Source organism: Nioella ostreopsis (genome assembly GCF_004000255.1).
GTDB lineage: Bacteria > Pseudomonadota > Alphaproteobacteria > Rhodobacterales > Rhodobacteraceae > Nioella > Nioella ostreopsis.
Genome location: NZ_RCIQ01000006.1, coordinates 82,335 through 107,711, shown reverse-complemented (window position 1 = coordinate 107,711; position 25,377 = coordinate 82,335). Strand labels below are relative to the sequence as shown.

At 63.6% G+C, this 25,377-nt stretch carries 23 protein-coding genes; 14 read left to right on the top strand and 9 right to left on the bottom strand.

From position 1 onward, the window contains the following. Nucleotides 1-114: 114 nt before the first annotated feature. The 9 genes from dctP (at nt 115) to EP237_RS08565 (ending at nt 11,021) form a co-directional block, all read left to right on the top strand. The gene (gene dctP, locus EP237_RS08605; RefSeq protein WP_127560147.1) at nt 115-1,128 is read left to right on the top strand and encodes a TRAP transporter substrate-binding protein DctP; all 1,014 of its coding nucleotides are present in this window, start codon (nt 115-117) and stop codon (nt 1,126-1,128) included. A 35-nt stretch (nt 1,129-1,163) separates the two neighbouring features. Then, a complete protein-coding gene (locus EP237_RS08600) occupies nt 1,164-1,727 on the top strand; it encodes a TRAP transporter small permease (protein ID WP_206052271.1) in 564 nt (187 codons plus the stop codon). After that, nucleotides 1,724-3,019 carry a TRAP transporter large permease gene (locus EP237_RS08595; protein WP_127560145.1) on the top strand — a complete coding sequence of 432 codons (1,296 nt, stop codon included), beginning with the start codon at nt 1,724-1,726 and terminating at the stop codon, nt 3,017-3,019. The genes EP237_RS08600 and EP237_RS08595 overlap by 4 nt, the downstream gene beginning before the upstream one ends. Nucleotides 3,020-3,030: 11 nt before the next feature. Further along, nucleotides 3,031-4,923 (top strand): bifunctional sugar phosphate isomerase/epimerase/4-hydroxyphenylpyruvate dioxygenase family protein, encoded by a 1,893-nt coding sequence (locus EP237_RS08590; RefSeq protein ID WP_127560143.1) that lies wholly within the window; start codon nt 3,031-3,033, stop codon nt 4,921-4,923. Further along, the gene (locus EP237_RS08585; protein ID WP_127560140.1) at nt 4,920-5,807 is read left to right on the top strand and encodes a shikimate dehydrogenase; all 888 of its coding nucleotides are present in this window, start codon (nt 4,920-4,922) and stop codon (nt 5,805-5,807) included. Before EP237_RS08590 ends, EP237_RS08585 begins: the two co-directional genes overlap by 4 nt. Nucleotides 5,808-5,813: 6 nt before the next feature. Beyond that, nucleotides 5,814-6,626 carry a citryl-CoA lyase gene (locus tag EP237_RS08580; RefSeq protein ID WP_127560138.1) on the top strand — a complete coding sequence of 271 codons (813 nt, stop codon included), beginning with the start codon at nt 5,814-5,816 and terminating at the stop codon, nt 6,624-6,626. A gap of 300 nt (nt 6,627-6,926) precedes the next feature. Then, a complete protein-coding gene (locus EP237_RS08575; RefSeq protein WP_127560136.1) occupies nt 6,927-7,850 on the top strand; it encodes a sugar phosphate isomerase/epimerase family protein in 924 nt (307 codons plus the stop codon). Further along, nucleotides 7,831-9,240 (top strand): aldehyde dehydrogenase family protein, encoded by a 1,410-nt coding sequence (locus tag EP237_RS08570; protein ID WP_127560134.1) that lies wholly within the window; start codon nt 7,831-7,833, stop codon nt 9,238-9,240. Before EP237_RS08575 ends, EP237_RS08570 begins: the two co-directional genes overlap by 20 nt. After that, the gene (locus EP237_RS08565; protein WP_127560131.1) at nt 9,240-11,021 is read left to right on the top strand and encodes a thiamine pyrophosphate-binding protein; all 1,782 of its coding nucleotides are present in this window, start codon (nt 9,240-9,242) and stop codon (nt 11,019-11,021) included. Before EP237_RS08570 ends, EP237_RS08565 begins: the two co-directional genes overlap by 1 nt. A gap of 58 nt (nt 11,022-11,079) precedes the next feature. Here the strand turns inward: EP237_RS08565 and aroQ are convergent, their stop codons facing one another. From aroQ to EP237_RS08520, 9 genes are all read right to left on the bottom strand, one after another. Next, nucleotides 11,080-11,526 (bottom strand): type II 3-dehydroquinate dehydratase, encoded by a 447-nt coding sequence (gene aroQ / locus EP237_RS08560; protein WP_127560129.1) that lies wholly within the window; start codon nt 11,524-11,526, stop codon nt 11,080-11,082. 87 nt (nt 11,527-11,613) lie between these two features. Next, entirely contained in the window at nt 11,614-11,991 is a 378-nt protein-coding gene (locus EP237_RS08555) for a carboxymuconolactone decarboxylase family protein (protein ID WP_127560128.1), read from the bottom strand. Between the two features lie 3 nt (nt 11,992-11,994). Next, complete coding sequence (locus tag EP237_RS08550; protein WP_127560126.1) at nt 11,995-13,680, bottom strand: thiamine pyrophosphate-binding protein; 1,686 nt, start codon at nt 13,678-13,680, stop codon at nt 11,995-11,997. Nucleotides 13,681-13,702: 22 nt separating this feature from the next. Then, nucleotides 13,703-14,497 carry an alpha/beta fold hydrolase gene (locus tag EP237_RS08545; RefSeq protein ID WP_127560124.1) on the bottom strand — a complete coding sequence of 265 codons (795 nt, stop codon included), beginning with the start codon at nt 14,495-14,497 and terminating at the stop codon, nt 13,703-13,705. A 3-nt stretch (nt 14,498-14,500) separates the two neighbouring features. After that, complete coding sequence (locus EP237_RS08540) at nt 14,501-15,097, bottom strand: amino acid synthesis family protein (RefSeq protein ID WP_127560122.1); 597 nt, start codon at nt 15,095-15,097, stop codon at nt 14,501-14,503. A 35-nt stretch (nt 15,098-15,132) separates the two neighbouring features. Beyond that, nucleotides 15,133-16,164 carry an LLM class flavin-dependent oxidoreductase gene (locus EP237_RS08535; RefSeq protein ID WP_127560120.1) on the bottom strand — a complete coding sequence of 344 codons (1,032 nt, stop codon included), beginning with the start codon at nt 16,162-16,164 and terminating at the stop codon, nt 15,133-15,135. Next, entirely contained in the window at nt 16,161-17,285 is a 1,125-nt protein-coding gene (locus tag EP237_RS08530; protein WP_127560118.1) for an aromatic ring-hydroxylating oxygenase subunit alpha, read from the bottom strand. The genes EP237_RS08535 and EP237_RS08530 overlap by 4 nt, the downstream gene beginning before the upstream one ends. Before the next feature lie 4 nt (nt 17,286-17,289). Continuing rightward, nucleotides 17,290-18,765, bottom strand: a complete 1,476-nt coding sequence (locus EP237_RS08525) for an aldehyde dehydrogenase (RefSeq protein ID WP_127560116.1) — start codon at nt 18,763-18,765, stop codon at nt 17,290-17,292. Further along, nucleotides 18,765-19,298, bottom strand: a complete 534-nt coding sequence (locus EP237_RS08520; RefSeq protein ID WP_240661578.1) for a flavin reductase family protein — start codon at nt 19,296-19,298, stop codon at nt 18,765-18,767. Before EP237_RS08520 ends, EP237_RS08525 begins: the two co-directional genes overlap by 1 nt. Before the next feature lie 112 nt (nt 19,299-19,410). Here EP237_RS08520 and EP237_RS08515 point away from each other — a divergent pair, with 112 nt between their 5' ends. The 5 genes from EP237_RS08515 (at nt 19,411) to EP237_RS08495 (ending at nt 25,322) form a co-directional block, all read left to right on the top strand. Then, nucleotides 19,411-20,241 carry a LysR family transcriptional regulator gene (locus EP237_RS08515; RefSeq protein ID WP_127560114.1) on the top strand — a complete coding sequence of 277 codons (831 nt, stop codon included), beginning with the start codon at nt 19,411-19,413 and terminating at the stop codon, nt 20,239-20,241. 75 nt (nt 20,242-20,316) lie between these two features. Further along, complete coding sequence (locus EP237_RS08510; protein ID WP_127560112.1) at nt 20,317-21,426, top strand: MHYT domain-containing protein; 1,110 nt, start codon at nt 20,317-20,319, stop codon at nt 21,424-21,426. A 142-nt stretch (nt 21,427-21,568) separates the two neighbouring features. Further along, entirely contained in the window at nt 21,569-22,402 is an 834-nt protein-coding gene (locus tag EP237_RS08505; RefSeq protein ID WP_127560110.1) for an FAD binding domain-containing protein, read from the top strand. An 11-nt stretch (nt 22,403-22,413) separates the two neighbouring features. Continuing rightward, nucleotides 22,414-22,908, top strand: coding sequence for a (2Fe-2S)-binding protein (locus EP237_RS08500; protein ID WP_127560108.1), 495 nt, complete (start codon nt 22,414-22,416; stop codon nt 22,906-22,908). Next, nucleotides 22,905-25,322, top strand: a complete 2,418-nt coding sequence (locus tag EP237_RS08495) for an aerobic carbon-monoxide dehydrogenase large subunit (protein WP_127560106.1) — start codon at nt 22,905-22,907, stop codon at nt 25,320-25,322. Before EP237_RS08500 ends, EP237_RS08495 begins: the two co-directional genes overlap by 4 nt. The last annotated feature ends 55 nt before the right edge of the window (nt 25,323-25,377 follow it).

Below are 25,377 nucleotides of genomic sequence, written 5' to 3'. Positions count from 1 at the left end.
AGGCAAGAGGCAGGAGAAATTCACTACGCCCCTTCAGGACAGCTGCGGCTGTCACGGGCGGCACGACCCAAACCGCTGAGCATCCAGCAAAACCAGTGTCAGGGAGGACACATCATGAAACTGAACATCACACGCAGAGCCGCCATGTCGGCCACTCTCGCCGCGGGCCTTATGGCCGGCGTTTCAGGCACCGCTTTCGCAGATGGCCACATGATCCAGCTGCGGCTGTCCATGTCCGGGTCGGAAACCGACCAGCGATCCGTTGCCATGGCAGAGGTCTTCGGCCCCGCCGTATCCGGGTTCGCCAGCTACGAGCCCGCCTATAACGCGACGCTCTTCGCGCAGGGCACCGAACTGGAAGCCATCAGCCGGGGCAACCTGGAAATGTCAATCACCTCGGCGCAGGAACTGGCGCAGTTCTTCCCCGAATTCTCGATCTTCACCGCAGGCTATGTTCATCAGGATGCAGCCCATCAGGTCGCCGTCTTCAACGACCCGCTGTTCGAGCCGTTCAGCCAGCGGGTGATCGACGATCTTGGCGTCCGCCTTCTGTCGGTCATGTATCTGGGCCGTCGTCAGGTGAACCTGCGCCAGACGCGCGACGAGCTGGAGGTGATGACCCCCGCCGATCTGGCCGGTGTGAACCTGCGGATGCCGGGCACCGACGCATGGCAGTTCCTGGGTCGTGCCCTGGGGGCCAGCCCGACGCCGATGTCCTTCAGCGAGGTCTACACCGCCCTGTCCACCGGCGCAGTCGACGGGCAGGACAACCCGCTGCCAACGGTCGTCGATGCGCGCTTCTATGAAGTGACCAATCAGATCGTTTTGACCTCGCATCTGGTGGACCTGAACTATATCGCCATCTCCGAAGCGGTCTGGCAAAGCATGGATGCCGATCAACAGGCCATTGTCCAGCAAGCCGCCGATGATGCCGCGGAACTGGGCCGTCAGCGTCAGCTGCAACTGGAGGACGAACTTGTCGCCTTCCTTGAAGAGCAGGGCATGGAAGTCTACGAGCCCGATCTGGCCGCGTTCCGCAACCAGGTGCAGGCGATGTATCTTGACAGCGAATTCGCCGAGACCTGGCCCGAAGGCGTACTTGAACAGATCAACGCGCTCGGCAACTGATTGGCTGACACAGGTTCCGTTCCGGAGGTCATCTCATGCTGAACAAGCTTCGCAAGTGGTTCACCCACGGAACGGAATTCATCGCCGCGGCCATGCTCGCGGCGATGTTTGTCACTTTCCTGATCCAGATCTTTTCGCGTTACGTGATGCTGAACCCGTTCGGCTGGACGCTGGAACTGTGCCTGATCCTCTGGGTCTGGATCGTCTTTTTCGGGTGCGCCTTCATCGTGAAGGAACGCGACCACGTCACGTTTGACATCTTCTATCTCGCCGGCGGGCGCAGAGTGCGTCAGGTGCTGGCGCTTGCCGCCGCCGCTGCCATCGTCATCGGCATGGGGATTTCCCTGCTACCAACCTGGGACTATATCGACTGGATGCGGATGCGCCGCACCTCGACCGTGGAAAACCCCTTCACCGGCGACCGCATCCCGCTGCGCACGATCTTTTCCGTCTATGCCATATTCATGGTGGCAGTCATCGGCCGCTATGCCTGGCGGTTCATCGACGTGCTGCGCAATGGCCCGCCCGACGATGACCACGAGATTCCGGGGCACGAGCCCGAGCCGCCCCATATCCGCCACGGGGAGGACGCGACATGAGCTTCGAGCTTGCGTCCTGCCTCGTCACGCTCTTCGTTCTGGCCGGGATCGGAACGCCGATCGGCTATTCGATCATCCTCGCCTCGCTGGTCTATCTGGGCTTTGCCGGACTCGACCTTGCGCTGGCGGGTGAAAAGATCCTGCAAGGGCTCTACCGCAGCTTCATCCTGCTCGCCGTGCCGCTCTTTATCGTCGCCGCCAATATCATGAACGCGGGCACCATTTCGGACCGGTTGCTGCAATTCTGTGTGGCCGCCGTGGGCCGGTTCCGGGGTGGGCTTGGCCATGTGAACGTGGTGGCGTCGCTGATCTTTTCCGGCATGTCCGGCTCGGCCGTGGCGGATGCGGCCGGGATCGGCAAGATCATCATCCAGATGATGACCAAGGGCGGGCGCTATGCCCCCGGCTATGCCGCCGCGATCACCGCCGCCTCGGCCACCATCGGGCCGATCATTCCCCCGTCGATCCCCATGGTGCTTTACGCGCTGGTCTCCAACTCCTCCATCGGGGCGCTATTCCTTGCGGGGATCGTGCCCGGCCTGATCATGGGCGTCGTTCTGATGGCGATGAATTACTACATCTCATCGAAGCGCGGCTTCGCGCTGGAAGAACCGGTGCCGCTGAAGCAGTTACCCCGCCACACCGCCAATGCCTTCCCGGCCCTGCTGATGCCCGTCATCCTGCTCTATGGCATTTATGGCGGTGTCACGACCCCGACCGAGGCCGCTGCCGTCGCCGCCCTTTATGCGTTGCTGCTGGCCGGGTTGTTCTACCGCGCCCTGTCGCTGCGCGCGCTTTACAACATCTTTGTCGAAAGCGCCCGGTCCTCTGCCGCCGTGGGCCTTGTGATCGGCGGTGCGCTGATCCTGAATTTCGTGGTCGTGTCGGAAAACATCCCCGCCATGGTCGCCAACTCGCTGGTGGGCATCGACATTCACCCGCTGGTCTTCCTGCTACTGGTCAACCTGCTGATCCTGGCCCTTGGCTGCGTTCTGGATGCCACGACGATCATCCTTGTGATCGTGCCGCTGTTCATTCCCGCCTGCCGGGAGCTTGACATCGACCTGGTACATTTCGGGGTTCTGGTCGTGGTCAATTCCATGATCGGGCTGATCACGCCGCCCTATGGCATCCTGCTATTCGTGATCAACGCCGTGACGGGCATCCCGCTGAAAGAGATCATCGGGGAAATCTGGGCCTTCCTTGCCGTCCTGATTGGCGCGCTTCTGCTGCTGATCCTGTTCCCCGATCTGGTGCTGTTCCTGCCACGCTTGCTTGGATACGGAGGCTGAGGGGCCACGCCATGCCACTGACAATTGCCACCTCTGCCGTCCCCGGGGACTTGCCGCGGAAACTTGAGGCCATTTCCAAGGCAGGTTTTGCGGGGATCGATCTGGCGCGCGCGGATTTTATCGGCTTCGATGGCAACGCCGCCGACCTTTTGGGACTTGTTGACGGGCACGGGCTGAAGATCTCGATGATGCAGTCCTTCGAGGGGCTGGAAGGGCTGTCGGACGATGCCCGCGCATCTGCCTTTGACCGGCTGGAACGGACCTTCGATCTGATGGGGGATCTGGGAACCGAGATGCTGATGGTCCGCGCATCGACCCATCCGCTGGCGCAGTCGCACCCGGACAAACTGACCGAGGATCTGGGCGAACTGGCACGACGCGCAGATGCCCGCGGCCTACGCGTCGCCTATCAGGCCCTGCCCTGGGCGCGCACCCTGACCCGTGAAACCGACGCGGCGGAGCTGATTGCCGCGATCGACAGCCCGGCGCTCGGGCTTGGCCTGAACAGCCTCTTCTCCCTTGCCGACGGCTCTCGCCCGGCGCGATTGGGCGGTGTTCAGGGCGATCAGGTCTTTCATGTTCAGCTGTCGGATGCGCCCCGGCTGGATATGGGACTGCGATATCTGGCGCATCACTACCAGATGCTTCCCGGTCAGGGCGATCTGAACCTTGGGGGCTTCGTCAGGGTTCTGGCACGCGCGGGGTATTGCGGGCCCTGGTCCATTGATACTGCCACTGACGTGACCACCCGCAACGGCGCGGCTGCTGTTGCCTCTGACGCGTTTCGGGCGCTCGTCAACCTGCTGGATGAGGTCGAGGGCCCCGAACCGGGGATGAATTTCGATATTCCCGCCCTGCCCAAACGGGTCCGCGCAACGGGCTTCGAATTCGTCGAATTTGCCGCCGATGAACGCAGCGCCGACGACATGCGGACCACGCTGCGATCCATGCGGTTCCGGCGCGAACGTCAGCATCGGACCAAATCGGTCGAGCTGTGGCGGCAAGGTGCCGTCAATATCGTCATCAACACCGAACGAAGCGGCTTTGCCCATTCCGCATTCCTCGCCCATGGCCCGACCGTCTGCGACATGGGTCTGCGGGTGGAGGATGCGACGCTGACCGCCAAACGCGCAACGGGACTTGGCGGGTCGCTGTTCTCTCAGCCCGTGGGCGCGGGAGAGCTGGACATCCCCGCCGTGCGCGGTGTCGGCGGAAGCGTCGTGCATTTCATCGACGAGAAATCCGACCTGCACCGGGTCTGGGACATCGAGTTCCTGCCCGTCCCCCGCACCGAGGCCACGCAACCCGCGGGCCTGCGCAGGATCGACCATCTGGCCCAGACCATGCGCCATGAGGACATGCAGAGCTGGCTTCTGTTCTACCTCTCAACCTTCGACATGCGGAAATCGCCCTTTGTGGATGTGCACGACCCGGCAGGCCATGTCCATTCGCAGGCGATCCAGACGCCTGAGGGCGAGATCCGGCTCAACCTGAACGGCACCGAACCGGGACAGACCGTGGCCGGGGCCTTCATCGCCGACAAGTTCGGCGCGGGGGTGCAGCATATTGCGCTTCTGAGCGACGATATTTTCGAGACCTCCGCCCTTTTGGCCGCGTCCGGCTTTCAGCGACTGGCCATTCCCGCCAATTACTACGCTCATATCCAGTCAACCTACGATCTGGACGAAGCCATGGTGGCGCGCATCAAGGCCGGAAACATCCTGTATTCCCGCACTGACGGCGGAGAGTTCTTTCAGATCTACAGCCTGCCGATCCTTGGTGGGTTCTTCTTCGAGATCGTCGAACGCAGGAACGGCTACACAGGCTACGGCGCGCGCAACGCACCGGTTCGCATCGCCGCGCAAAGCCGTCTGCTGCGCCCTGCCGGGATGCCCCTGAGATGAGCCTGAGGCAATCCATGACGGCCGGGTTGATCGGGCACGGGATCGCGGGATCGCTCACGCCGTCGATGCACGAGGCCGAAGGGCGTGCCCATGGCCTTGACTATCGCTACACCCGGATGGACACCGCCCTGCCCCCCTATCGGGACCAGAGCCTTGCCCAGATGATCGACGCCGCGGAACAGGCGGGCTTTCGGGGCCTCAATATCACCCACCCCTTCAAGGTGCAGGTTCTGCCCTTGCTGGATCAACTATCGCCTGAGGCCAAGGCGATCGGCGCGGTGAACACCGTCCAGTTCCACAACGGCAGCCGGATCGGGCACAACACCGACATTAGCGGCTTTGCCACAGCCTTTCGCGCCGCTTTACCGGGTGCGGGACTGGATCATGTCCTGCTGCTTGGGGCTGGCGGCGCGGGGGCCGCAGTGGCCCATGCGCTGATTGCGCTTGGCGTGCGGGCGCTGTCCGTTTTCAGCAAGGAGCCCGACCGGACGCGGGCATTGCTGAACAGGCTCGCTGCGCAATACCCCGCTTGCCGCCTGCAAGCGCCCGACGCGCTTGACCGCGCGGCGCTGCGCGACGTGAGCGGCGTGGTCAATGCCACGCCCATGGGAATGGACGCCTATCCCGGCACCGCGATTGCCGCCGAGTGTCTGCGCCCCGATATCTGGGTGTCGGATATCGTGTATTTTCCCTTGGAAACCGAGCTGCTTAGGATCGCGCGGGCCATGGGATGCCGCACCATGTCCGGGGCCGGTATGGCCATTCATCAGGCCGCCCAGGCCTTTCAGATCATCACCGGACAGCAGGCGGATGCCGACCGTCTGGCCGCTGAGTTCGACAGGCTGACCGCACCTGATATAGTTTCAGCAGAATCTTCAGGATAACCTCAGATGACCGACGCAGACGAGATCCGCCATTGGTGGCGCACCTCCATCATCGACATGGAGCCGGGCAAGATTGCCTTTCGCGGGCATCCCGTTCAGGATCTGATCGGGACCGTCAGTTTCCCGCAGATGATCTGGTTGATGCTGCGCGGCGACCTGCCGTCACGAGAGCAAGCCGCGCTGTTCGAATGCGCCCTTGTGGCGGGGGTCGATCACGGGCCGCAGGCCCCCTCGATCGCTGCCGCCCGCATGGCCGCGACCTGCGGCGTGGGGCTGAACAACGTGATGGCCACGGGCGTCAACATGCTTGGCGATGTGCATGGCGGTGCCGGGGAACAATGCGCCGAGCTTTACGAAAACATTGCCGCCCGGATGGAGGGAGGCGCGGGTCTGGATCAGGCGGTGCGCGATGGCCTGGACGAATGGCGGGCCGCATATGGCAAGATCGTCTCGGGCTTTGGCCACCGCTTTCACAAACCGGTCGATCCACGCGCGCCGCGCCTGATGGCTCTGGTGCGGGAGGCCGCCGAGGCGGGCACTGTGTCGGGCCGCTTCGCCTCCATCGGTGAGGCCGTGCAGGACGAGCTTGGCCGCCAGCGCGGAGGGCGTCCGATTGCGATGAATATCGACGGGGCCACGGCGGTGATCTTCTGCGAGCTTGGCTTCCCCCCACCCCTGTCACGCGGATTGTTCTGCCTGTCCCGATCTGTCGGGGTTCTGGCCCATGGCTGGGAACAGATGCAGCAAGGTGGCCGCAACAAGGGGCCGATGCCGCCGAAATTCCTTCCGGAATACGAGCCCAAGGACGTCACCAGCTAACCGCAACCTGCCCTGCGAAGTGGCCGGATCGAGCGCATGCAGCCGCGCCCTCACCGCGCGCGGCTTTCGAACAGCTGCGCACTCAAAACGTGATCCGATGTAACCGGAACCGCTGTCCCGCCTGTCGCCTCAGGTCGGACGGCACGCAGATCGCATCTCTCAAATCATTGAAAATCAAACGAAACCCCAGAGGATAGCGCCCTGGCTTCGCAAAATGATTGATGAATCCTAAAATATCCTATATTTTTGATTTCATCACATATATATAAACCTGTATAATGATTCCGCGGAGCTTCTGCGATGGCGACGACAGACCAAACGCCCCGGCCAGAGCCGCTTTATTCGCTGGCCCATCTGACGCTGATCGATTGTTCCGCGCCCGAGCTGGTCTATATCGCGGCGCGCGCCGGCTATGACGCGGTCAGCCCGCGTTTCATCCCCATGCATGTGCCCGGCGAGTTTGCGAACCGGCCCGAGGACAAGGCGCTGGTGGCCGCGACCAAGCTGGCGCTGAAAACCACAGGCCTGAAGGTTCTGGATATAGAACTGGCGCGGATCACCGACGACTGCGACCCGAACAGCTTTGAGCCCGCGCTGGAACTGGGCGGTGAACTGGGCGCCAAGCGCCTGATCATGAGCGCCTGGACAACCGACCGGGACGACCGGGATTTTCTGGTCGATTGCTATGGCGAAACCTGCGATATCGCCGCGCAATATGGGTTGAGTGTCGATCTGGAATTTCCCTCCTTCTCGCGGCTCAGAACCCTGGATGAAGCGCTCGATATCGTGCGCGCGGCCGACCGGCCCAATGGCGGCATTCTGGTCGACACGCTCTACCTGCATCTCAGCCGCGTCGACATTGGCGAGCTTTTGCATGTGCCAAGCGAGCTGCTGCATTTCCTCCACATCTCCGACTGCCTGCCCGGCATCGCCGACACGCGCGAGGGGATGATCCAACTGGCCCGCGATGCGCGCCTTTACCCCGGCGAGGGCTGGATCGACTTCACAGGCATTATCGAGCGGATGCCGCCGGTCGACTACTCCATCGAACTTCCCAATCAGAGCCGCGTGGCGGAGCTCGGGCTCGAAGAGCACGCCCGCCGCTGTCTGATTCAGGCGAAACGCACCTTCGGGGCGGCGCGATCCAAGCGCCTGCACCCCGATCCTGTTCCGGCGCAAGCCAACACAGCTAACGAGGGCCATTATGGGCAAAGACCTGACTGAAGACGACCGACAGCTTGTGATGGGCATGCTGACGCGTGCCCGCGCGGCCATGGCAGAGATCGAGGACTGGAGTCAGACCGACCTGGATCGTCTGAGCCAGGCGATTGCGTGGTATGCGGGGAACGAGAAGACGTTTACCCGGCTTGCACAAAAGGGTGTCGATGAAAGCGGCATCGGCGACCGGGAAGGGCGACCAGCAAAGCGGTTCAAGATCCACATGGTGCTGCGCGACGTGCTGCGCACGCCCTCGACCGGGGTCGTGGAGGTGGACGAGGCGCGCGGGCTGGTGAAATACGCCAAACCCGCCGGTGTGATTGCCTCGCTCATCCCGATGACCAACCCTGCCATGACGCCGCCGGTGACGGGCGTGTCCTCGGCCAATGCGCGTAACGCGGTCATCTTCAGCCCCCATCCCCGCACCGCGCAGACGACCTATGAGATGGTCGAAGTGATGCGCGCCGCCTGCCGGGCCGTGGGCGCGCCGGAGGATCTGTTTCAGGCGATCCGCAGGCCCTCGATCCCCCTGACGCAGCACCTGATGGAGGTCTGCGACCTGACGCTGGCAACGGGTGGGAAACCGATGGTGAAGGCCGCTTATTCCTCGGGGCGTCCGGCCTATGGCGTGGGTGCGGGCAATTCCTCGATCGTCATCGACGAGACCGCGGATATCGAGATTGCGGCGGCGAACACCCGGATTTCAAAGACCTCCGATTTCGGGTCCGGATGCTCGGCGGATGGCAATATCATCATCCAGCGCTCGATCTACGACGCGATGGTCAAGGCGCTGGAGGCTGAGGGCGGGTATCTGTGTTCGTCCGAGGAAAAGGCAATGCTAGAGGCGGCCATGTGGGACGAAAAGGGCAACCGCACCTTCCCCACCATCGCCTGCCGCCCGCAGCAAACGGCAGAGGTGGCCGGGTTCAAAATCCCCGAGGATCGAAAGTTCCTGATGGTCGAGAACCAGGGCCAGATCGGGCCGGAACACAAGTTTTCCAAGGAAAAGCTGACCACGCTGATGGCGCTTTACCACTTCGAGACCTTCGACGGCGCGCTGGAAACCGTGCGGGCCATCTATGAGACCGGAGGCAAGGGCCATTCCTGCGGCATCTACAGCCATAATGACGACAACATCGACCGTCTAGCGCGACTGGCCCCCGTCAGCCGCATGATGGTCCGCCAGCCGCAATCCAAGGCCAATGCCGGTGCCTGGACCAACGGGATGCCGATGACCTCCAGCCTCGGCTGCGGGATCTGGGGCGGCAACATCACCAATGAAAACGTCACCATGAAACACATGATGAATTACACCTGGGTCAGCCGCCCGATCCCCGAGGACCGCCCCTCGGAGGAAGAGCTGTTCGGTGAGTTCTTCGGACAGGAGGTCGCGTGATGGACGGCACAGCAGTACAGGACAAGACCGTCGCCGAACATATCGTCGACTTCCTAGAACGGCGCGAGGTCAGGCATGTGTTCGGCCTGTGCGGCCACACCAATATCGCGGTGCTGGCGGCGCTTGCGGACAGCCCCATCGACTTCGTCACCGTGCGCCATGAACAGATCGCGAGCCACGCGGCAGATGCCTATGCGCGGGTGACGGGCAAGGCCTCTGTGGTGTTGTCGCACCTGTCGCCTGGGCTTACCAACTGCGCCACCGGGGTCGCCAATGCGGCGCTCGATTGCATTCCGATGGTGGTGATCGCCGGTGACATCCCGACGCATTACTACGGCAAGCACCCGCATCAGGAGGTCAACCTGCATGCCGATGCCGCCCAATGGGAGATCTACCGCCCCTTCGTCAAACGCGCCTGGCGCGTAGACCGGGCCGAGTTGATGGCGGAGATCCTCGAAAAGGCGTTCCATCTGGCCGAAAGCGGCCAGCCCGGTCCGGTGCTGGTCAATGTGCCGATGGACATTTTCAGCCAGCGCATCCCGGCGGACTGTTTCGACCGGATCAGGGACAACACCCGCGCGCTGGTGAAACCCTCTATCGACGATGACACAGCGCGGGAAATCGTGGAGCGGCTGGCAAAGGCGGATCGCCCCGTGGCCTATGTGGGCGGCGGCATCCTGCTGGCCAAGGCGAGCGAAGAATTGCGGGAATTCGTGGACCATATGGGCCTGCCCGTGGCGCATTCCCTGATGGGCAAAGGCGCGCTGCGCGACGATCATCCGCTGGTCATGGGGATGACCGGATTCTGGGGGACGGAACTGGTGAACCAGTCCTGCCTCAACGCCGATTATGTCTTCGCGGTGGGCACGCGGTTCAAGGAAGCAGACTGTTCCAGCTGGTATCCCGGCTACACCTTCAACATCCCCGGCTCGAAAGTCATCCATATCGACATCGAACCGCAGGAAATCGGCCGCAATTACCCGACCGAGATCGGCGTGGTGGCCGATGCCAAGGCCGCTCTGCGCGTGCTGACCCGCGTGGCAAAAGAGATGTATCCGGACGGGTTTGCACGGTCGGAGAAGAAGGCCGAAATTGCCGAATTCCGCGCCGCCTTCAAAGCGTCAAATGCCGCGATGGCAGAGAGCCCGGCCTTCCCGATGATGCCCGAACGCATTCTGGCCGACACCCGCAAGGCGCTGCCGGAAAACGCGATCATCACCACCGATGTGGGCTGGAACAAGAACGGCGTGGGCCAGCAGTTCGACATTCTGACGCCGGGGTCTATCCTGACGCCGGGGGGCTTTGCCACCATGGGCTTTGGCCCGCCTGCGGCCATCGGCGCCAAGCTGGCTGAACCCGACCGCGTGGTGCTGAGCCTCGTGGGCGATGGCGGGTTCGGGCAGAACCCTGCGATGCTGGCCACGGCGGTGGAGCTTGATCTGGGCATCATCTGGCTGGTGATGAACAACAACGCGTTTGGCACCATCGCCGGGCTGCAAAAGGCGCATTACGGGCTGACCTATGGCACCACCTTCCCCGGCACCGCCGCCGCGCCCACCAACGGGCCGGGCTATGCGGACATCGCGCGGGCCTATGGCGCGGAAGGGGTGCGAGTGAGGTCCGCCGATGAGCTGCTGCCAGCATTGCAGGCGGCGATTGCCAGCGGCAAGCCCACGGTTCTGGATGTGGCGATGATCAACAACCCGACGCCCACAACGGGGCATTGGAACATCCTTGACATCTATTCGCCCGACAGCGAGGTCAGCCACGTCGCAACCTGATCGGCGGGTCATGTAGAAAAAAAGCAGCCTCCCCTGCCCTCGCGGGGGATGGCTGCGGTCAGGCCTTGGCCGTCAGCATCTCGCACAGATGGCGCACGGCCAGCGTGTAGCCATTGATGCCGAAACCCATCAGAACCGCATCCGCCCGCAGACCCACATAAGAGGTGTGGCGAAAGCTTTCGCGCTTGTGGATCTGGCTGACATGCACTTCGACCACAGGGCCCTCGAAAGTGTTCAGCGCATCCATGATGGCAATCGACGTGTGAGTATAGGCCCCGGCATTCAGCACGATCCCGGCGGCCTGCTCACGCGCCTCATGGATCCAGTCGACCAACTGGCCCTCGTGGTTTGATTGCATCTGCCTGACCGCGACCCCGAAGCCCCTCGCCTCTGCCGCGCAATTGCGTTCCACATCCGCCAATGTGTCATGGCCGTAAAGCTCCGGCTGACGCTGCCCCAGAAGGTTCAGGTTCGGGCCGTTCAGGATGTAGATGGTCTGGCTCATATCGGGTCTTTCCGGGGCATGAGGGGCGGCTTTCGCCTTCTAATGGCAGCGAAACCGCCCTGTATCAAGCCTTTGCGCCCAATGCGGTCAGAGCGAGGCCTCCTCCTCGAACTTCGCCAGTTCCTCTTCAAGGATCGGGGTGGACATGGTCATGGCGTGAATGCCCATGATGGTGGTCAGCTGGATCACCTCCATGATCTCCTCCCGCGTGGCGCCTGCGCGGAGCGCATTCTGGATGTGCCGCCGCACGCCCGGCGCCCAGAGGTGGGTCGTCGCCGCGTTGATCGCGATGAAGATCAGTTCCTTGTATTTCTGCTCCAGCGGCCCGTGGTTTTGCGGGACAGACCGGAAATGAAGGAAGCCTTCCAGATACTCCGGGTCCATCTCGGCCATCTTGTCCCAGACCGGGTTCCAGTCATCGGACTGCCGCTGCGCCTCGGTGTACGGGTACTTTTTCTCGGTCATGTCTTAGCCTCCCCGGTGCTTGAAACTGTCGCGGCGGAAGGAATAGAGCGCGGCGGGGTCAACCGACACGTCCACCACCGCAGGCTTGCCGCAATCGAGCGCGGCTTTGATGCAATCGGCGGTTTCGTCCAGCGTTTCCGCCTTGAAGCCTGCCGCGCCGTAAAGCTCCGCCAGCTTGTCGAAGGGCGGGCTGGAAATGTCCGCGCCGATATAGCGCTGGCCGAAGAAGTCGCGCTGATAGGCCTTTTCCGCCCCCCAACAGCCATTGTTCATGACCACGGTCACGGTGTTGATCCCGTAATCGACCGCGGTGGACAGTTCCGACACGGTCATGCCGAAACCGCCATCGCCCATGAGGCTCACCACCGGCCGGTCGGGCATGGCGAGTTTCACGCCAAGCCCGCAGGCGAAGGAAAAGCCCACAAGGCCGAAATCGAGCGGGGTGAAGAGGCTTTTGGGCTGCCAGTAGTTCATCGCGTCCGTGGCCTGCAAACACAGCGTGCCCGCATCCATGGTCAGCGCGCTCTCTTTCGGCAGCACGTCGCGCAGCGTCTTGAAGAGGCCCGAGGGCTGGATCGGCATCGTCGCCGTATCGGCATCCTCGTCGCGCTTGGCGAGGTAGGCCTGCCGTTCGGTCTTGTAGGCCGCCGTCCAGGCCTCTGCCAGCTTTCGGTCGTCGAGCTTGGCCAGCGCCGCCACCAGTTGCCGCGCGGCTGTTGGCGCGTCGGCAAGAATGCCCAAGGTCGCGGGGAAATGGCGCCCGATCGCGGTCGGTTCCTGCTCGATCTGGATGATCGCGGCGTCGCGATTGATGTTGTCGTAGCTGTAGAAGGTGGAGTTGAAGCCAAGCCGCGTGCCAAGCGCGAGGATCACGTCGGCCTCTTTCACCAGCCTAGAGGCCACCGGGTTGCCGCGCGGGCCCATCTGGCCAGCATTCAGAGGATGGCCGAAAGGCAGCGCGTCGCCATGGCCGGGCGAGGTCACGATGGGACAGCCCGCCGCCTCGGCCAGCGCCAGCGCAACGTCCGCCGCGCCCGTCATCTTGATGCCGCCACCCGCGACGATCACCGGGCGGTCCGCCCCGCGCAGCATGGCCGCGGCCTTGGCAATCGCGTCGTCAGCCCCGGCAGCGGGGGCGTGGGCGTAGGTTTCGGGGCCGGGGAAGGCGCCGAACTCGGCCTCACCCGACAGCACGTCGCGCGGCAGGTTCAGCTGCACCGGCCCCTTGCGGGGGGCCTGAGCCACGCGGAAGGCCTCGCGCACCATTTCCGGCACCCGGTCGGTGCTGGTCGCGGTCCATGTCTGCTTGGTGATGGGCTTGAACAGCGCTTCCTGATCAACCTCCTGGAAGGCATCGCGGTACTTGTGGCCCGAGGACAGCATCCCCGCGATGGACACGACCGGCGAATAGGCCGCCTTGGCCTGCGCGAGCCCTGTCACGAGGTTGGTGGCCCCCGGCCCGTTCTGTCCCGCCAGCACCACGCCCGCGCGGCCAGAGGCCCGCGCGAAGCCGTCGGCCATATGGGTGCCGGTTCGTTCGTCATGCACGCCGATGAAGCGGATCTCGGGCGCGTCATAGAGCGCGTCGAACATCTCCATCGTGGCCGAGCCGATCAGCCCGAAGATATGATCCACCTTCTCGGCCTTCAGCGCCTCAACCGCCGCCTGTCCGCCTGTCAGTTTCGTCATTGTCCTGTGTCCTTTCCTGTCCTCAATCCGCGTGGCGGATGAGGAAATCCCTTGTCGGGGCGGTGAAGAGCTTGGGCCGCTCCAGAAGGCCCAGATGCTGCAAGCCCGGCACGATGATGGTTTCCGCCCCCGCGATTTCGCCGGAGATGGCGTGGCTCATGGCCGGTGTGCTGCCCGTGTCATTCTCGCAGGTCATGACCAGCGTGGGATGGGTGATGGGCGGTTCTGGCCGGATCAGTTCGGTGACGCCAGCGGCCAGCACGTAGCGGTGACCGGTGTAATTGTCGGGATCATTCGCCAGCACGGTATCGCGCACCCAATTCACCGTGTCCGGGTCGCTGTCCAGAAACCCCGGCGTGAACCAGCGCTTCAGCGTCTCCTCGATGGTCGCGGCAGGCCCCCCTGCCCCGGTATCCCGCGTGCGCTGTTCCACCAGCGCCTGCGCTTCCGGCCCCCGTTCATGCGGTGAATTCTGGATGACAAGCGCCGTGGCCCTCTCGGGATGGTCCATGGCGAAGCGCCGGTTGATCATGCCGCCAAGCGAAAAGCCAACAAGCGCGGCCTTGTCGATGCCCAGATGATCCAGCAGCCGGACGATCTGGTCAGACAGCACCGTCAGGCTTGGGGATTCGCCCGGCAGGGCGCTGTCGCCATGGCCGCAGAGGTCATAGGTCAGCACCCGGAAGCGGTCAGAGAACGCCGGGACGTGGTCCTTCCACGTCGCCCGCGTCAGGCCGAGCCCGTGGATCAGCACCACCACCGGCGCGCCCTCGGGGCCGGTCAGGTCATAGGCGGTGCCATCGGGCGCCGTCGCCATCGCCTACACCCCCGCCGGGTTGTCGACGGAGCGGCCCATTTCCTCCAGATCCTCGTAGCGGTTGCCGATCCGGTGATGGGGATGGCCGCCGAGGCTGCCGCCAAGGGCCACGATGATCTCATCCTCGGCAGGGGCATCGGGGATCGTGGTTTGCAGCGTCTGGTAGTGCGACCGCCGCCCGCCATCGTCCTTGTCCATCATCGGGATGGTGATGGTGCAACCCGCCGCGCCACGGGTGTTGGAGAAGACCAGATAGGTCTTGGCATCAATCGCCTCGCGCAGCTGGTTGCCGAACCACAGCGAATGGGTCAGCGCCTGCGCATGTTCCACCTCGCCGCCCATGCCGACGACGGAGGCCTTGCCGACGCCCTCGATGGTGCCGCCGGAGAGGCGCAGCAGTTCCTCGGTCAAGAGCTTGCCGATGACCGGGCAATGTTCGCGGATCTCGGGTTTCATGTCTTCCACGAAGCCACGCCCGAACCACGGGTTTCGAATGACCGCCATCGCGGCGAACATGCGGGTGGGTTCGGGCACCTCGCGGCCCCCTTCCACATGGGTGATTTGCGTCATCGTAAGGATACGGCGGATTTCTACGGCCATTGTTATCTTGTCCTGTTCGCGTGTGTGTCTTTGGGTCAGGCGTAGGCCGGCATGACCTTGTCGATGAAGAGCCTCAGGCTCTCCTTCTGCTGGTCCATATCCATGCCCATGGAGGCGTAGTAGATGAAGGAATCCACGCCAATCGCCTCATAAAGCTTGAGCTTTTCGATCACGGTTTCCGGCGTGCCGAACATCAGGTTTTCTTCCAGCATCACCGGATCGACGCGGAAATTGCCTTCCAGTTCCTCGGCATTCACCGTGTCGGGGAAGCCGTTATGGACCTCACCCGTCTTGGTCATGAGGTTACCAAACATGGCCAGCTGCACCCGGATCGCGGCCAGCGCGCGCTGGCGGTCCTCCTCGGTTTCATAGACAGCCGTGTGGCGCATCATCGCCCATTGGCCCTTGAACGGTCCGTGCTTGGCGATGGCATCATCGAGACGCCCGCGATAGCTTTCCGCCTCGCTCATCGGCATGGTCAGCGGCCAGGACATGATGTTGCAGCCATGCTCGACCGCATAATCGAAGGTGATCGGCGCACGGGCGGCGACCCAGATCGGCACGTCGTCCTGCAGGGGCTTCGGGCAGGAGGTCGCCTTGGGGAAGTGCCAGAACTCGCCGTTGTGCTCGTAATCGCCCTTCCACAGCTCCTTCACCACCGGGAGCATTTCCTGCATGTACCGCCAGCTGTCACGCTGATCGAGACCGGGTTTCATCCGGTCGAATTCGCGTTGATAGGCGCCCGATCCGATGCCGAATTCCAGCCGCCCCTCGCTGGTGAGGTCCAGGAAGGCCGCTTCGCCAGCGAGGTCGATGGGGTGCCAGTAGGCCGCGTTCACCACGCCCACCCCGAGGCGGATGTTCTTCGCATGCTCACCCCACCAGGTCAGGATCTGGAACGGGTTTGGCGCGATGGTCATTTCCAGCGCGTGATGCTCGGCGGCCCAGGCAATCTCGAACCCCGCTTCGTCGGCCATCTTGACCATTTCCAGTGTGTGGTCGCGGACCTCGCGGATATCGACATCGGGGGTCATGCGTTCGAGATTGATGGCGAGGTGAAATTTCATCCTTGAGGCTCCTTCAAGGCGGTGAGGGAAAGGGTGGTGGAGTCGTACCAGCGGGCGAAGCTGCCGACGTTGGCTTCCAGAAGCGGGTGCAACACGCCCGGCCGGGCCGAGGGGCAGGCAAGCCCCCGTTGCTGATTTTCCAGCGCCGCCAGATCTTCGTCGAGCGCGGCGTCCAGCCGGTCATGGTAGACCGCGACAGAGGCGTCCGCGCCGGGGCGTGCCAGCGTTTCAGGGTGGAAACAGGCGGACTGCACCACATGGCAGCGGTCGGGCGCCAGCGGATAGGCCTCGTAGACCCAGAGCGCGTCGGAATTGGCCGCGAAGGTCATGTTCGGAAACACCCAAGAGTAGCGCGCGCCATGGGCTTCGCGCCCTGCAAGGCCCGGCATCGTCGGCAGGGCATGAGCCTGCTGCGTTTCAAGCAGCCCGCCGGTGCCCTCTGTCGCGCCGAACTGGCTGGCGTAGGCACCTTTCGTCGGCGTCTGGTCGTCGGGTTGGCCGTAGATGCTGTTGATCGAGTCCGGGTGCACGAACGGCAGGTGGTAATAGTCGTTGAAGACGTCGAGGAAGGCCTTCCAATTGCAGGCGACCTCGATTTCTCGGCGGCGGGTCGTCACCAGATCGGCCAGGGGCCAGGAAGCGTGGACCGCATCGAAATCTCCAAGGACCGCATCCAGCTCCGGCGCCTCCTCCGACAGGCACAGGAAGGCGAAGCCCGCGCGTTCCTCAACCCGGTAGGGGATGAGCCCGTTTTCGGCCTTGTCGAACCCGGCGACCGCGTCCATCTGCGGCGCGGCGACCAGCGATCCGTCCAGCCGGTAGGCCCAGGAATGGAACGGGCAGCGGATGCCGCGACACTCGCCCTCGCCCTCCATCAGCCGCGCCGCGCGGTGGCGACAGGTGTTGGCGAAGGCGCGCAGGGTGCCCTCGCGGTCGCGCAGCAGCAGGATGGACTGCCCCGCGATGTCGAGCGTGCGGAACCGGCCCGCGTCAGGCACAAGATCGGCGCGCCCGATCCCGATCCAGTGCCGGGCAAAGAGCGACTTGTCGAGCCTGTGGAAGGCCGGGGACGTGTAGGCCTCGGGCGTTATGGAATACTGGCAGTCGGCGTGATCCTTCATGGCGCTACCTTGGCTGGAAGGGGCTGGCGATCGGGTCTTCGGACATGTTCATCCAGACGGTCTTGGGACGGGTGAAATCCCACAGCGCCTGGAAGCCGCTTTCGCGCCCGTAGCCGGAGTTCTTCATGCCGCCGAATTCCGCAATCGGGGAAATCGCGCGGTAGGTGTTGACCCAGACAATGCCCGCCTTGATGCGCTTGGACATGCGCAGGGCGCGGGCGTTGTTGCGGGTGAAGATGCCCGCGGCAAGGCCGTGGACCGTGTCATTGGCCATGGCGAGCGCTTCCTCCTCGGTACGGAAGCGCTGCACGGCGAGGACGGGACCGAAGAGTTCCGTGTCAACGATGGTCAGGTCATTGCGCGGGCAATCGATGATCGTGGGCTGGAAGTAGAGCCCCGCCAGCCCCTCGGGCCGCTTGCCGCCCACCAGAACGGTACCGCCCTCTTCCTGCGCCAGGGCCACCTGCCGCGTGATGTGGTCGAGCTGCCCTTGCGTGCAGAGCGGCCCCATCTCGGTTTCATCCGCCTGCGGGTCGCCGATGCGGATGCCTTGGGCGATCTTGACCATGCGGGCGAGGAATTCGTCGGCGATATCCTCGTGCAGGTAGAGCCGAGAGCCCGCCACGCAGCTTTGGCCCGAGGCCGCGAAGATGCCCGCGACGGAGCCATTCACGGCACTTTCGATATCCGCGTCGTCAAACACGATGAAGGGGGATTTCCCGCCCAATTCGAGCGACACTTCCGCGAAGTTTTCCGCCGAGTTGCGCACGATGTGCCGCGCAGCCGTGGGGCCGCCGGTGAAAGCGATGCGCGCCACCAGCGGATGTTTCGTCAGCGCCTCGCCGCAGGCGATGCCGCCGGTGACGATATTGACCACGCCATCGGGAATGCCCGCCTCGGCGACCAGTTTGCCGAACTCCAGCAAGGGCGCGGAGGCGTGTTCGGACGCTTTCAGGACGATGGTATTCCCCGTGGCCAGAGCCGGGCCGATCTTCACGGCAGACAGGAACATCTGCGAATTCCAAGGGATCACGGCGGCGATCACCCCAAGCGGTTCGCGGTTGGTGAAAACGAACATGTCGGGCTTATCGATTGGCAGGGTCTCGCCATGGATCTTGTCGGCAGCCCCCGCATAGAAGCGCAGGAATTCCGCGATGTAGTTTGCCTGCCAGCGGGTTTCCTTGAACATCTTGCCGGTGTCGCGGGTCTCGATCCGGCCGATATGTTCTGAATTCGCCGCCAGAAGATCCGCCAGCCGTCCGAGGCATTTGCCGCGCTCGGTCGGCGTCATCTGCCCCCAGGGACCATCCAGCGCCGCATGGGCCGCCCGGACGGCGCGATCCACGTCCTCGGGGCTCGCCTCCGGCACCTCGCACCAGTCGGTGCCAGTGGCGGGATCAAACGTGGTGAAGCGGGTGCCGTCCGATGCCTGCACCCAGTCCCCGCCGATCAGCATGTCATATCGCTGCAACTCGCCCATCAGTTCACGGCCCCCATGGTTTGAACGGTTTTCGGTGTGACGCGGTGATAAGCCCCGTCCAGATAGGTCAGCGGCTCCCGGTCGCCCTGCCCCACGGCCTCGACCCGGCCAAAGACCACCAGATGACTGCCCGATTGCACCACGTTGTCGACAGTGCAGGCAAAGCTGGTCGCGCCCTCGATCTGCGGCGGCATGCCCTTGGCACCCTGGCAGGGGATGCCCGTGAAGCGATCCGCGATCTCTCGATCATGGGCCCCGGCGAAGCGGTCGGCAATGCTGTCGCTGTGATCGGGCAAAACGTTGACGCAGAAGCGCCCGTTGCCCTCGACCGCCGCTGCAATGCGGCTTTTGGCGTGAAGGCAAACCAGAACTGTCGGCGGATCGGCGGAGACCGAGGAAAAGGCGCTGACGGTCGCGCCGTGGCGGCCTGCGGTGCCGTCGGTGGTGACCACGGTCACGCTCGACGCCACGCGGCGCATGGCGGTGATGAAATCGGACCGCGCGACGGCGGATGTTGGGGGCGTTCCCTGCATCGCAACCTCCCTTGCTCTGCTGTTTCGCGTAAGGGGAGAGTTGCAGATTCTGACATATCTGTATAACGAATTATTTTAAGCGATAAATTCAACTTTCTTGAAGTGAAGTGCCATGAACCTCGCCGCCCTGCAAACCTTCGTCGCCATCGTCGAAACCGGGTCGCTGGTTCGTGCCTCGGAACGGCTGCATGTCACGCAATCGACCGTGACCATGCGCCTGAAGGCACTGGAAGCCGACCTGGGCCAGACGGTGCTGAACCGGCAGAAATCCGGAGTCACCCTGACGCCCGCCGGCACCAAGCTGCTGAACTACGCCCAGATCATGATCGGGCTGTGGCGTCAGGCCAAGCTGGAGGCGGGTCTGCCCACGGGCGTCAACATGATCTGCAATTTCGGCTGCACGCCAGAGCTTTGGCCCATTGGCGGCAAGCGCATCTTCGACATGATCCGCGCGCGTCAGCCAGATATTGCCCTCTCGGTCTATCACGGCAGCCCCGAGGTGCTGGACAGATGGATGGCGGCGGGGCAGATCGACCTGTGCCTGACCCGTGAACCGGTTGCCCGCAAAGGGCAGACTGTGCTGGCGCTGCCTGCCGACGAGTTGGCGCTCTATTCCGACCGGCCCGATACGCCTGTGCGCAGCGGATCGAACTATATCTTCGTGGATTACGGAGAGGATTTCCGCCGCAGCCATGGCGAGGAATATCACGACGCAGGCACTGCACGCACCACCTTCAACGCCGCCAGCGCAGCGCTGGATTACCTGCTGGAAGTGGGCGGATCGGTCTATCTGCCCCGGTCGCTGGTCACGGCCCGAGCCGATGCCGCGGGGCTGTATGACATCGCCGATGCCCCGCTCTTCTCCCTTGGCAGCTATCTTTTGATGCCCGAGGCCGCGAAAGGCACCTGGGATTGGATCGCCGAAGCATTTGCGCAAGACTGACTCCATCTGGCAAATTGCGCGCCCCCCACCAGTTTGCTAGCCTGCAGCCAGCACCGGGGAGGGTGCAGGGACATCATGCTCGACTACACACATAATGGCTGGCTTGTTGCAGCCTCTCTGGCCGTGGCCCTGATGGCAGGCTTCACTGGGCTGTCCCTGACCCATGGCGCCTCGCGGCTGGACCGGCCAAGGCGCAAGATCATCGTGGCGCTGGCGGCAGTGGTTCTGGGCGGCGGCATCTGGTCGATGCATTTCGTGGCGATGCTGGGGCTGCAACTGCCGATCCTGTTCTATTATGACGCGCTGATCACGCTCGCCTCGGCCCTGATCGCGATCCTGATGGTGGGGCTGGCGCTGCTGTTGCTGCATTTCCGCGCCCGGTCTTTACCGGTCATTGTCGGTGCGGGCACGATCGTGGGGCTTGGTATCGTGGTGATGCATTACGTGGGCATGGCCGGGATGCAGCTGTGCAGACCGGTCTACACGGCTCTGGATGTCGCTATAGCGACCTTGGCGTCGGTCGTGCTGTCGGTGCTGGCGATCTGGGTCGCCTATGACAGCCGCACGCATCGCAATATCCTGCTTGGCACCGCCTGCTTCGGGCTGGCGGTGTTCACCATGCATTTCGTGGCGACGGGACTGACCGGGTTCACTGCCACGGATGCGGGCGGCGGGGCCGGGCCGACGCTGAGCAACCAGGTACTGGCCATGGGCGTCACGGTCTCGGCCTTCCTGATCTGCGGGGCCTTCCTGCTGACCGGCATCACCTTCATAGAGCCTGCCCCCGTTGCCACGATGCCTGCCCCGTCCGCCCCGTCGCCTTCCCCGGCACCACGCGCAACCGCAAGCGCTACGGCGGGCGTTCCCTATGAGCGCGACGGAAAGACGGTCTTTGCCACCCCGACCCGCATCGCCGCCATTCGTGCGGAAGGGCATTACACGGTGCTCTATGTAGATGCCGAGAAGCTTTTCTGCCCGTGGACCATATCCGAGGCGGAAGAGCGTCTGGCACCTGCGGGCTTCCTGCGTGTTCATCGCAGCTACCTCGTGAACCCCGCGCATGTCTCCAGCTTCGAGCGGCACAAGGACAATGGCACCTGTTATTTCGAGGGAGTCGCCTCGCTGCCCAAGGTGCCCGTCAGCCGGTCACGCCTGAGCGACATCCGAGACGCGCTCGGGCTCTGATCGCAACTCGTGCAGCCTATTCGCATTTCGTGAAACAGATGGCGCGGCCTGTTCCCGGCTGCTGGAATGCAACCGCATACTGATCAATCCCTGTTCCCAGATCCGATTGGCCAAGGCCACGGACGCAGGGAGGAAAACAGATATGATACCAGCCGGTTTCGAGTATCACCGGCCGACCGATACGGCGTCGGCCATCAGCATCTTGCAGGAACATGGAGATGAAGCGCGGGTCATCGCGGGCGGGCACAGCCTGATCCCGATGATGAAACTGCGCATGGCCGATCTGGCCCATGTTATCGACCTTCAGGATATCCAAGAGATGAAGGGGATCGAGATCGGCGCGGACAGCGTCACGCTCGGCGCCATGGTCACCCAGCACGAGCTGATCACCCATGACGGGCTGGCGGCAGCGGTGCCGATCATCCGCGAGGCCGCCTTGCAGATCGCCGACCCTCAGGTGCGCTATGTGGGCACCATCGGCGGCAATGTCGCCAATGGCGATCCGGGCAATGACATGCCGGGGCTGATGCAGTGCCTCGATGCGTCCTTCGAACTGGTGGGCCCTGATGGCACCCGGACCGTGGCCGCGCGTGAGTTTTACGAGGCCGCCTATTTCACCGCCCGCGACGATGAAGAGATCCTGACCCGGATCATGATCCCGGTGCCAATCGCCGGAACCGGTCAGGCCTATGAAAAGCAGAAGCGCAAGATCGGCGACTACGCCACCGCTGCCGCCGCCGTGATGGTGGGGAACGGCGCTGCTTCGGTCGCCATGACCAACCTTGCCGACACGCCGATCTGGTCGGCAGAGGCCAGCGCCGCGCTTGCGGGTGGCGACGTGGAGGGCTGCGTTGCCGCCATGCTCGACGCCATCGACCCGGTCGAGGACAATCGCGGCCCGGTCGAATTCAAGAAACATGTCGCCGCCGTCATGCTGCGCCGCGCCATCGCGCGCGCCGTGAGCCGCGCGGGCTGAGGAGAACACAGATGTCAAAGATGCACGTAAAACTGACCGTGAACGGGCGCGAGGTTGAAGGCCTTGCGGAACCGCGCACGCTGCTGATCCACTTCCTTCGGGAAAACCTGCGCATCACCGGCCCGCATATCGGCTGTGAAACCAGCCATTGCGGCGCCTGTACCGTCGATATCGACGGCAAGTCGGTAAAATCCTGCACGGTCTTCGTGGCGCAGGCCAATGGCGCGGATGTGACCACCGTTGAAGGTCTGGTGAACGAGGATGGCAGCCTCGGCGTGATCCAGGAGATGTTCCGCGAACATCACGGGCTGCAATGCGGCTTCTGCACGCCGGGGATGATCACCCGCGCGCATCGCCTGCTGCAGGAAAACCCGAGCCCGACCGAGGAAGAGGTGCGGTTCGGCATGGCCGGGAACCTCTGCCGCTGCACGGGCTACCAGAACATCGTCAAGGCAATCCTCGCGTCGGCCGACATGCTGAACGCCCAGAAGGAGGCTGCGGAATGAACGACCAGACTCTTACCCCCGAAGAACGCACCGCAAATCTCAAGGGCATGGGCTGCTCGCGCAAGCGGGTGGAGGACGTGCGCTTTACCCAAGGCAAGGGCAATTATGTCGACGACATAAAGATGGACGGGATGCTGTTCGGCGATTTCGTCCGTTCGCCCTACGCCCATGCGCGGATCAAGAGCGTGAACAAGGAGGCCGCGCTGGCGCTGCCCGGCGTGATCGCGGTTCTGACCGCCGAGGATCTTGCGCCGCTTGGCCTGCACTGGATGCCGACGCTTGCGGGCGACAAGCAGATGGTGCTGGCCGATGGCAAGGTGCTGTTCCAGGGCCAGGAGGTCGCCTATGTGGTGGCCGAGGACCGCTATATCGCGGCGGACGCGGTGGAACTGGTCGAAGTGGACTACGAGGAACTGCCCGTTCTGACCGACCCGTTCGAAGCGCTGAAATCGGACGTGGTGCTGCGCGAAGACCTTGCCGGTCAGACCGAGGGTGCCCATGGCCCGCGCAAGCATCACAACCACATCTTCACCTGGGAAGCCGGGGAAAAGGACGCGACCGAGGCGGTGATCGACGGCGCCGACGTGGTGGCAGAGGAGATGGTCTACTACCACCGCACCCATCCCTGTCCGCTGGAAACCTGCGGCTGCGTGGCCAGCATGGACAAGGTCACCGGCAAGCTGACGCTTTACGGCACCTTCCAGGCCCCGCATGCGATCCGCACGGTTGTCTCGCTGATCTCCGGCATCGCGGAACACAACATCCGCGTGATCAGCCCCGATATCGGCGGCGGCTTCGGCAACAAGGTGGGCGCCTATCCGGGCTATGTCTGTTCAGTTGTGGCCTCCATCGTGACCGGCAAGCCGGTGAAATGGGTCGAGGACCGGATGGAAAACCTGATGTCCACCGCCTTCGCCCGCGACTACTGGATGCACGGCAAGATCGCCGCCACGAAAGAGGGCAAGATCACCGGGCTCTGGTGTCACACCACGGCGGACCATGGCGGGTTCGACGCCTGCGCCGACCCCACCAAGTTCCCGGCCGGGTTCATGAACATCTGCACCGGGTCTTATGACATCCCGACCGCCTATCTGGCGGTGGACGGGGTCTATACCAACAAGGCACCGGGGGGCGTGGCCTATCGCTGTTCCTTCCGGGTGACGGAAGCGGCCTATTTCATCGAACGGATGATCGAGGTTCTGGCGATCAAGCTGAACATGGACGCGGCCGAGCTGCGCCGGATCAACTTCATCCGCAAGGACCAGTTCCCCTACCAGTCGGCGCTTGGCTGGGAATATGACTCGGGCGATTACCACACCGCCTGGGACAAGGCGCTGAAGGCCGTGGGGTATGAGGACCTGCGCAAGGAACAGGCGCAGCGGGTCGAGGACTTCAAGGCCGGCAAGACGCGCAAGCTCCTCGGCATCGGCCTCACGCACTTCACGGAAATCGTCGGGGCGGGGCCGGTCAAGAACTGCGATATCCTCGGGCTTGGCATGTTCGACAGCTGCGAGATCCGCATCCACCCCACCGGATCGGCCATCGCGCGGCTTGGCACCATCAGCCAGGGTCAGGGCCATGCCACGACCTTCGCGCAGATCATCGCCAGCGAGATCGGCCTTCCCGCCGATGACATCACGCTGGAGGAGGGCGACACCGATACCGCGCCCTATGGTCTGGGCACCTATGGCTCGCGCTCGACCCCGGTCGCAGGGGCGGCAACCGCCATGGCCGCCCGCAAGATCCGCGCCAAGGCGCAGATGATCGCAGCCTATCTGCTGGAGGTCCATGACAACGACGTTGAATGGGACGTGGATCGTTTCGCGGTCAAGGGCGCGCCCGAGCGCTTCAAGACCATGAAGGAAATCGCCTTCGCCGCCTACAACCAGGCCATTCCCGGACTGGAACCGGGGCTGGAGGCGGTCAGCTACTACGATCCGCCGAACATGACCTACCCGTTCGGGGCCTATATCTGCGTGATGGAAATCGACGTGGACACCGGCGAATGGGAGATCCGGCAGTTCTACGCGCTGGACGATTGCGGCACCCGGATCAACCCGATGATCATCGAGGGGCAGGTCCATGGTGGCGTGACCGAGGCGCTGGCCATCGCCATGGGGCAGGAGATCGCCTATGACGAGATGGGCAACGTCAAGACCGGCACGCTGATGGATTTCTTCATCCCGACCGCGTGGGAAACGCCCAACTACACCACCGACCACACGGTAACGCCAAGCCCGCATCACCCGATCGGCGCAAAGGGCGTGGGCGAAAGCCCCAACGTGGGCGGCGTGCCTGCCTTCTCGAACGCGGTGCACGATGCCTTCCGGCCTTTCGGTCTGGTGCAAAGCCATATGCCGCATGACCATTGGCGCATCTGGAAGATCGCCAACGGGCTCGGCCTGCACGGCTGATCGTGATCGGGGCCGCCGCGGGGGAACTTGCGGCGGCCCGCACCGGGGAGGGTTT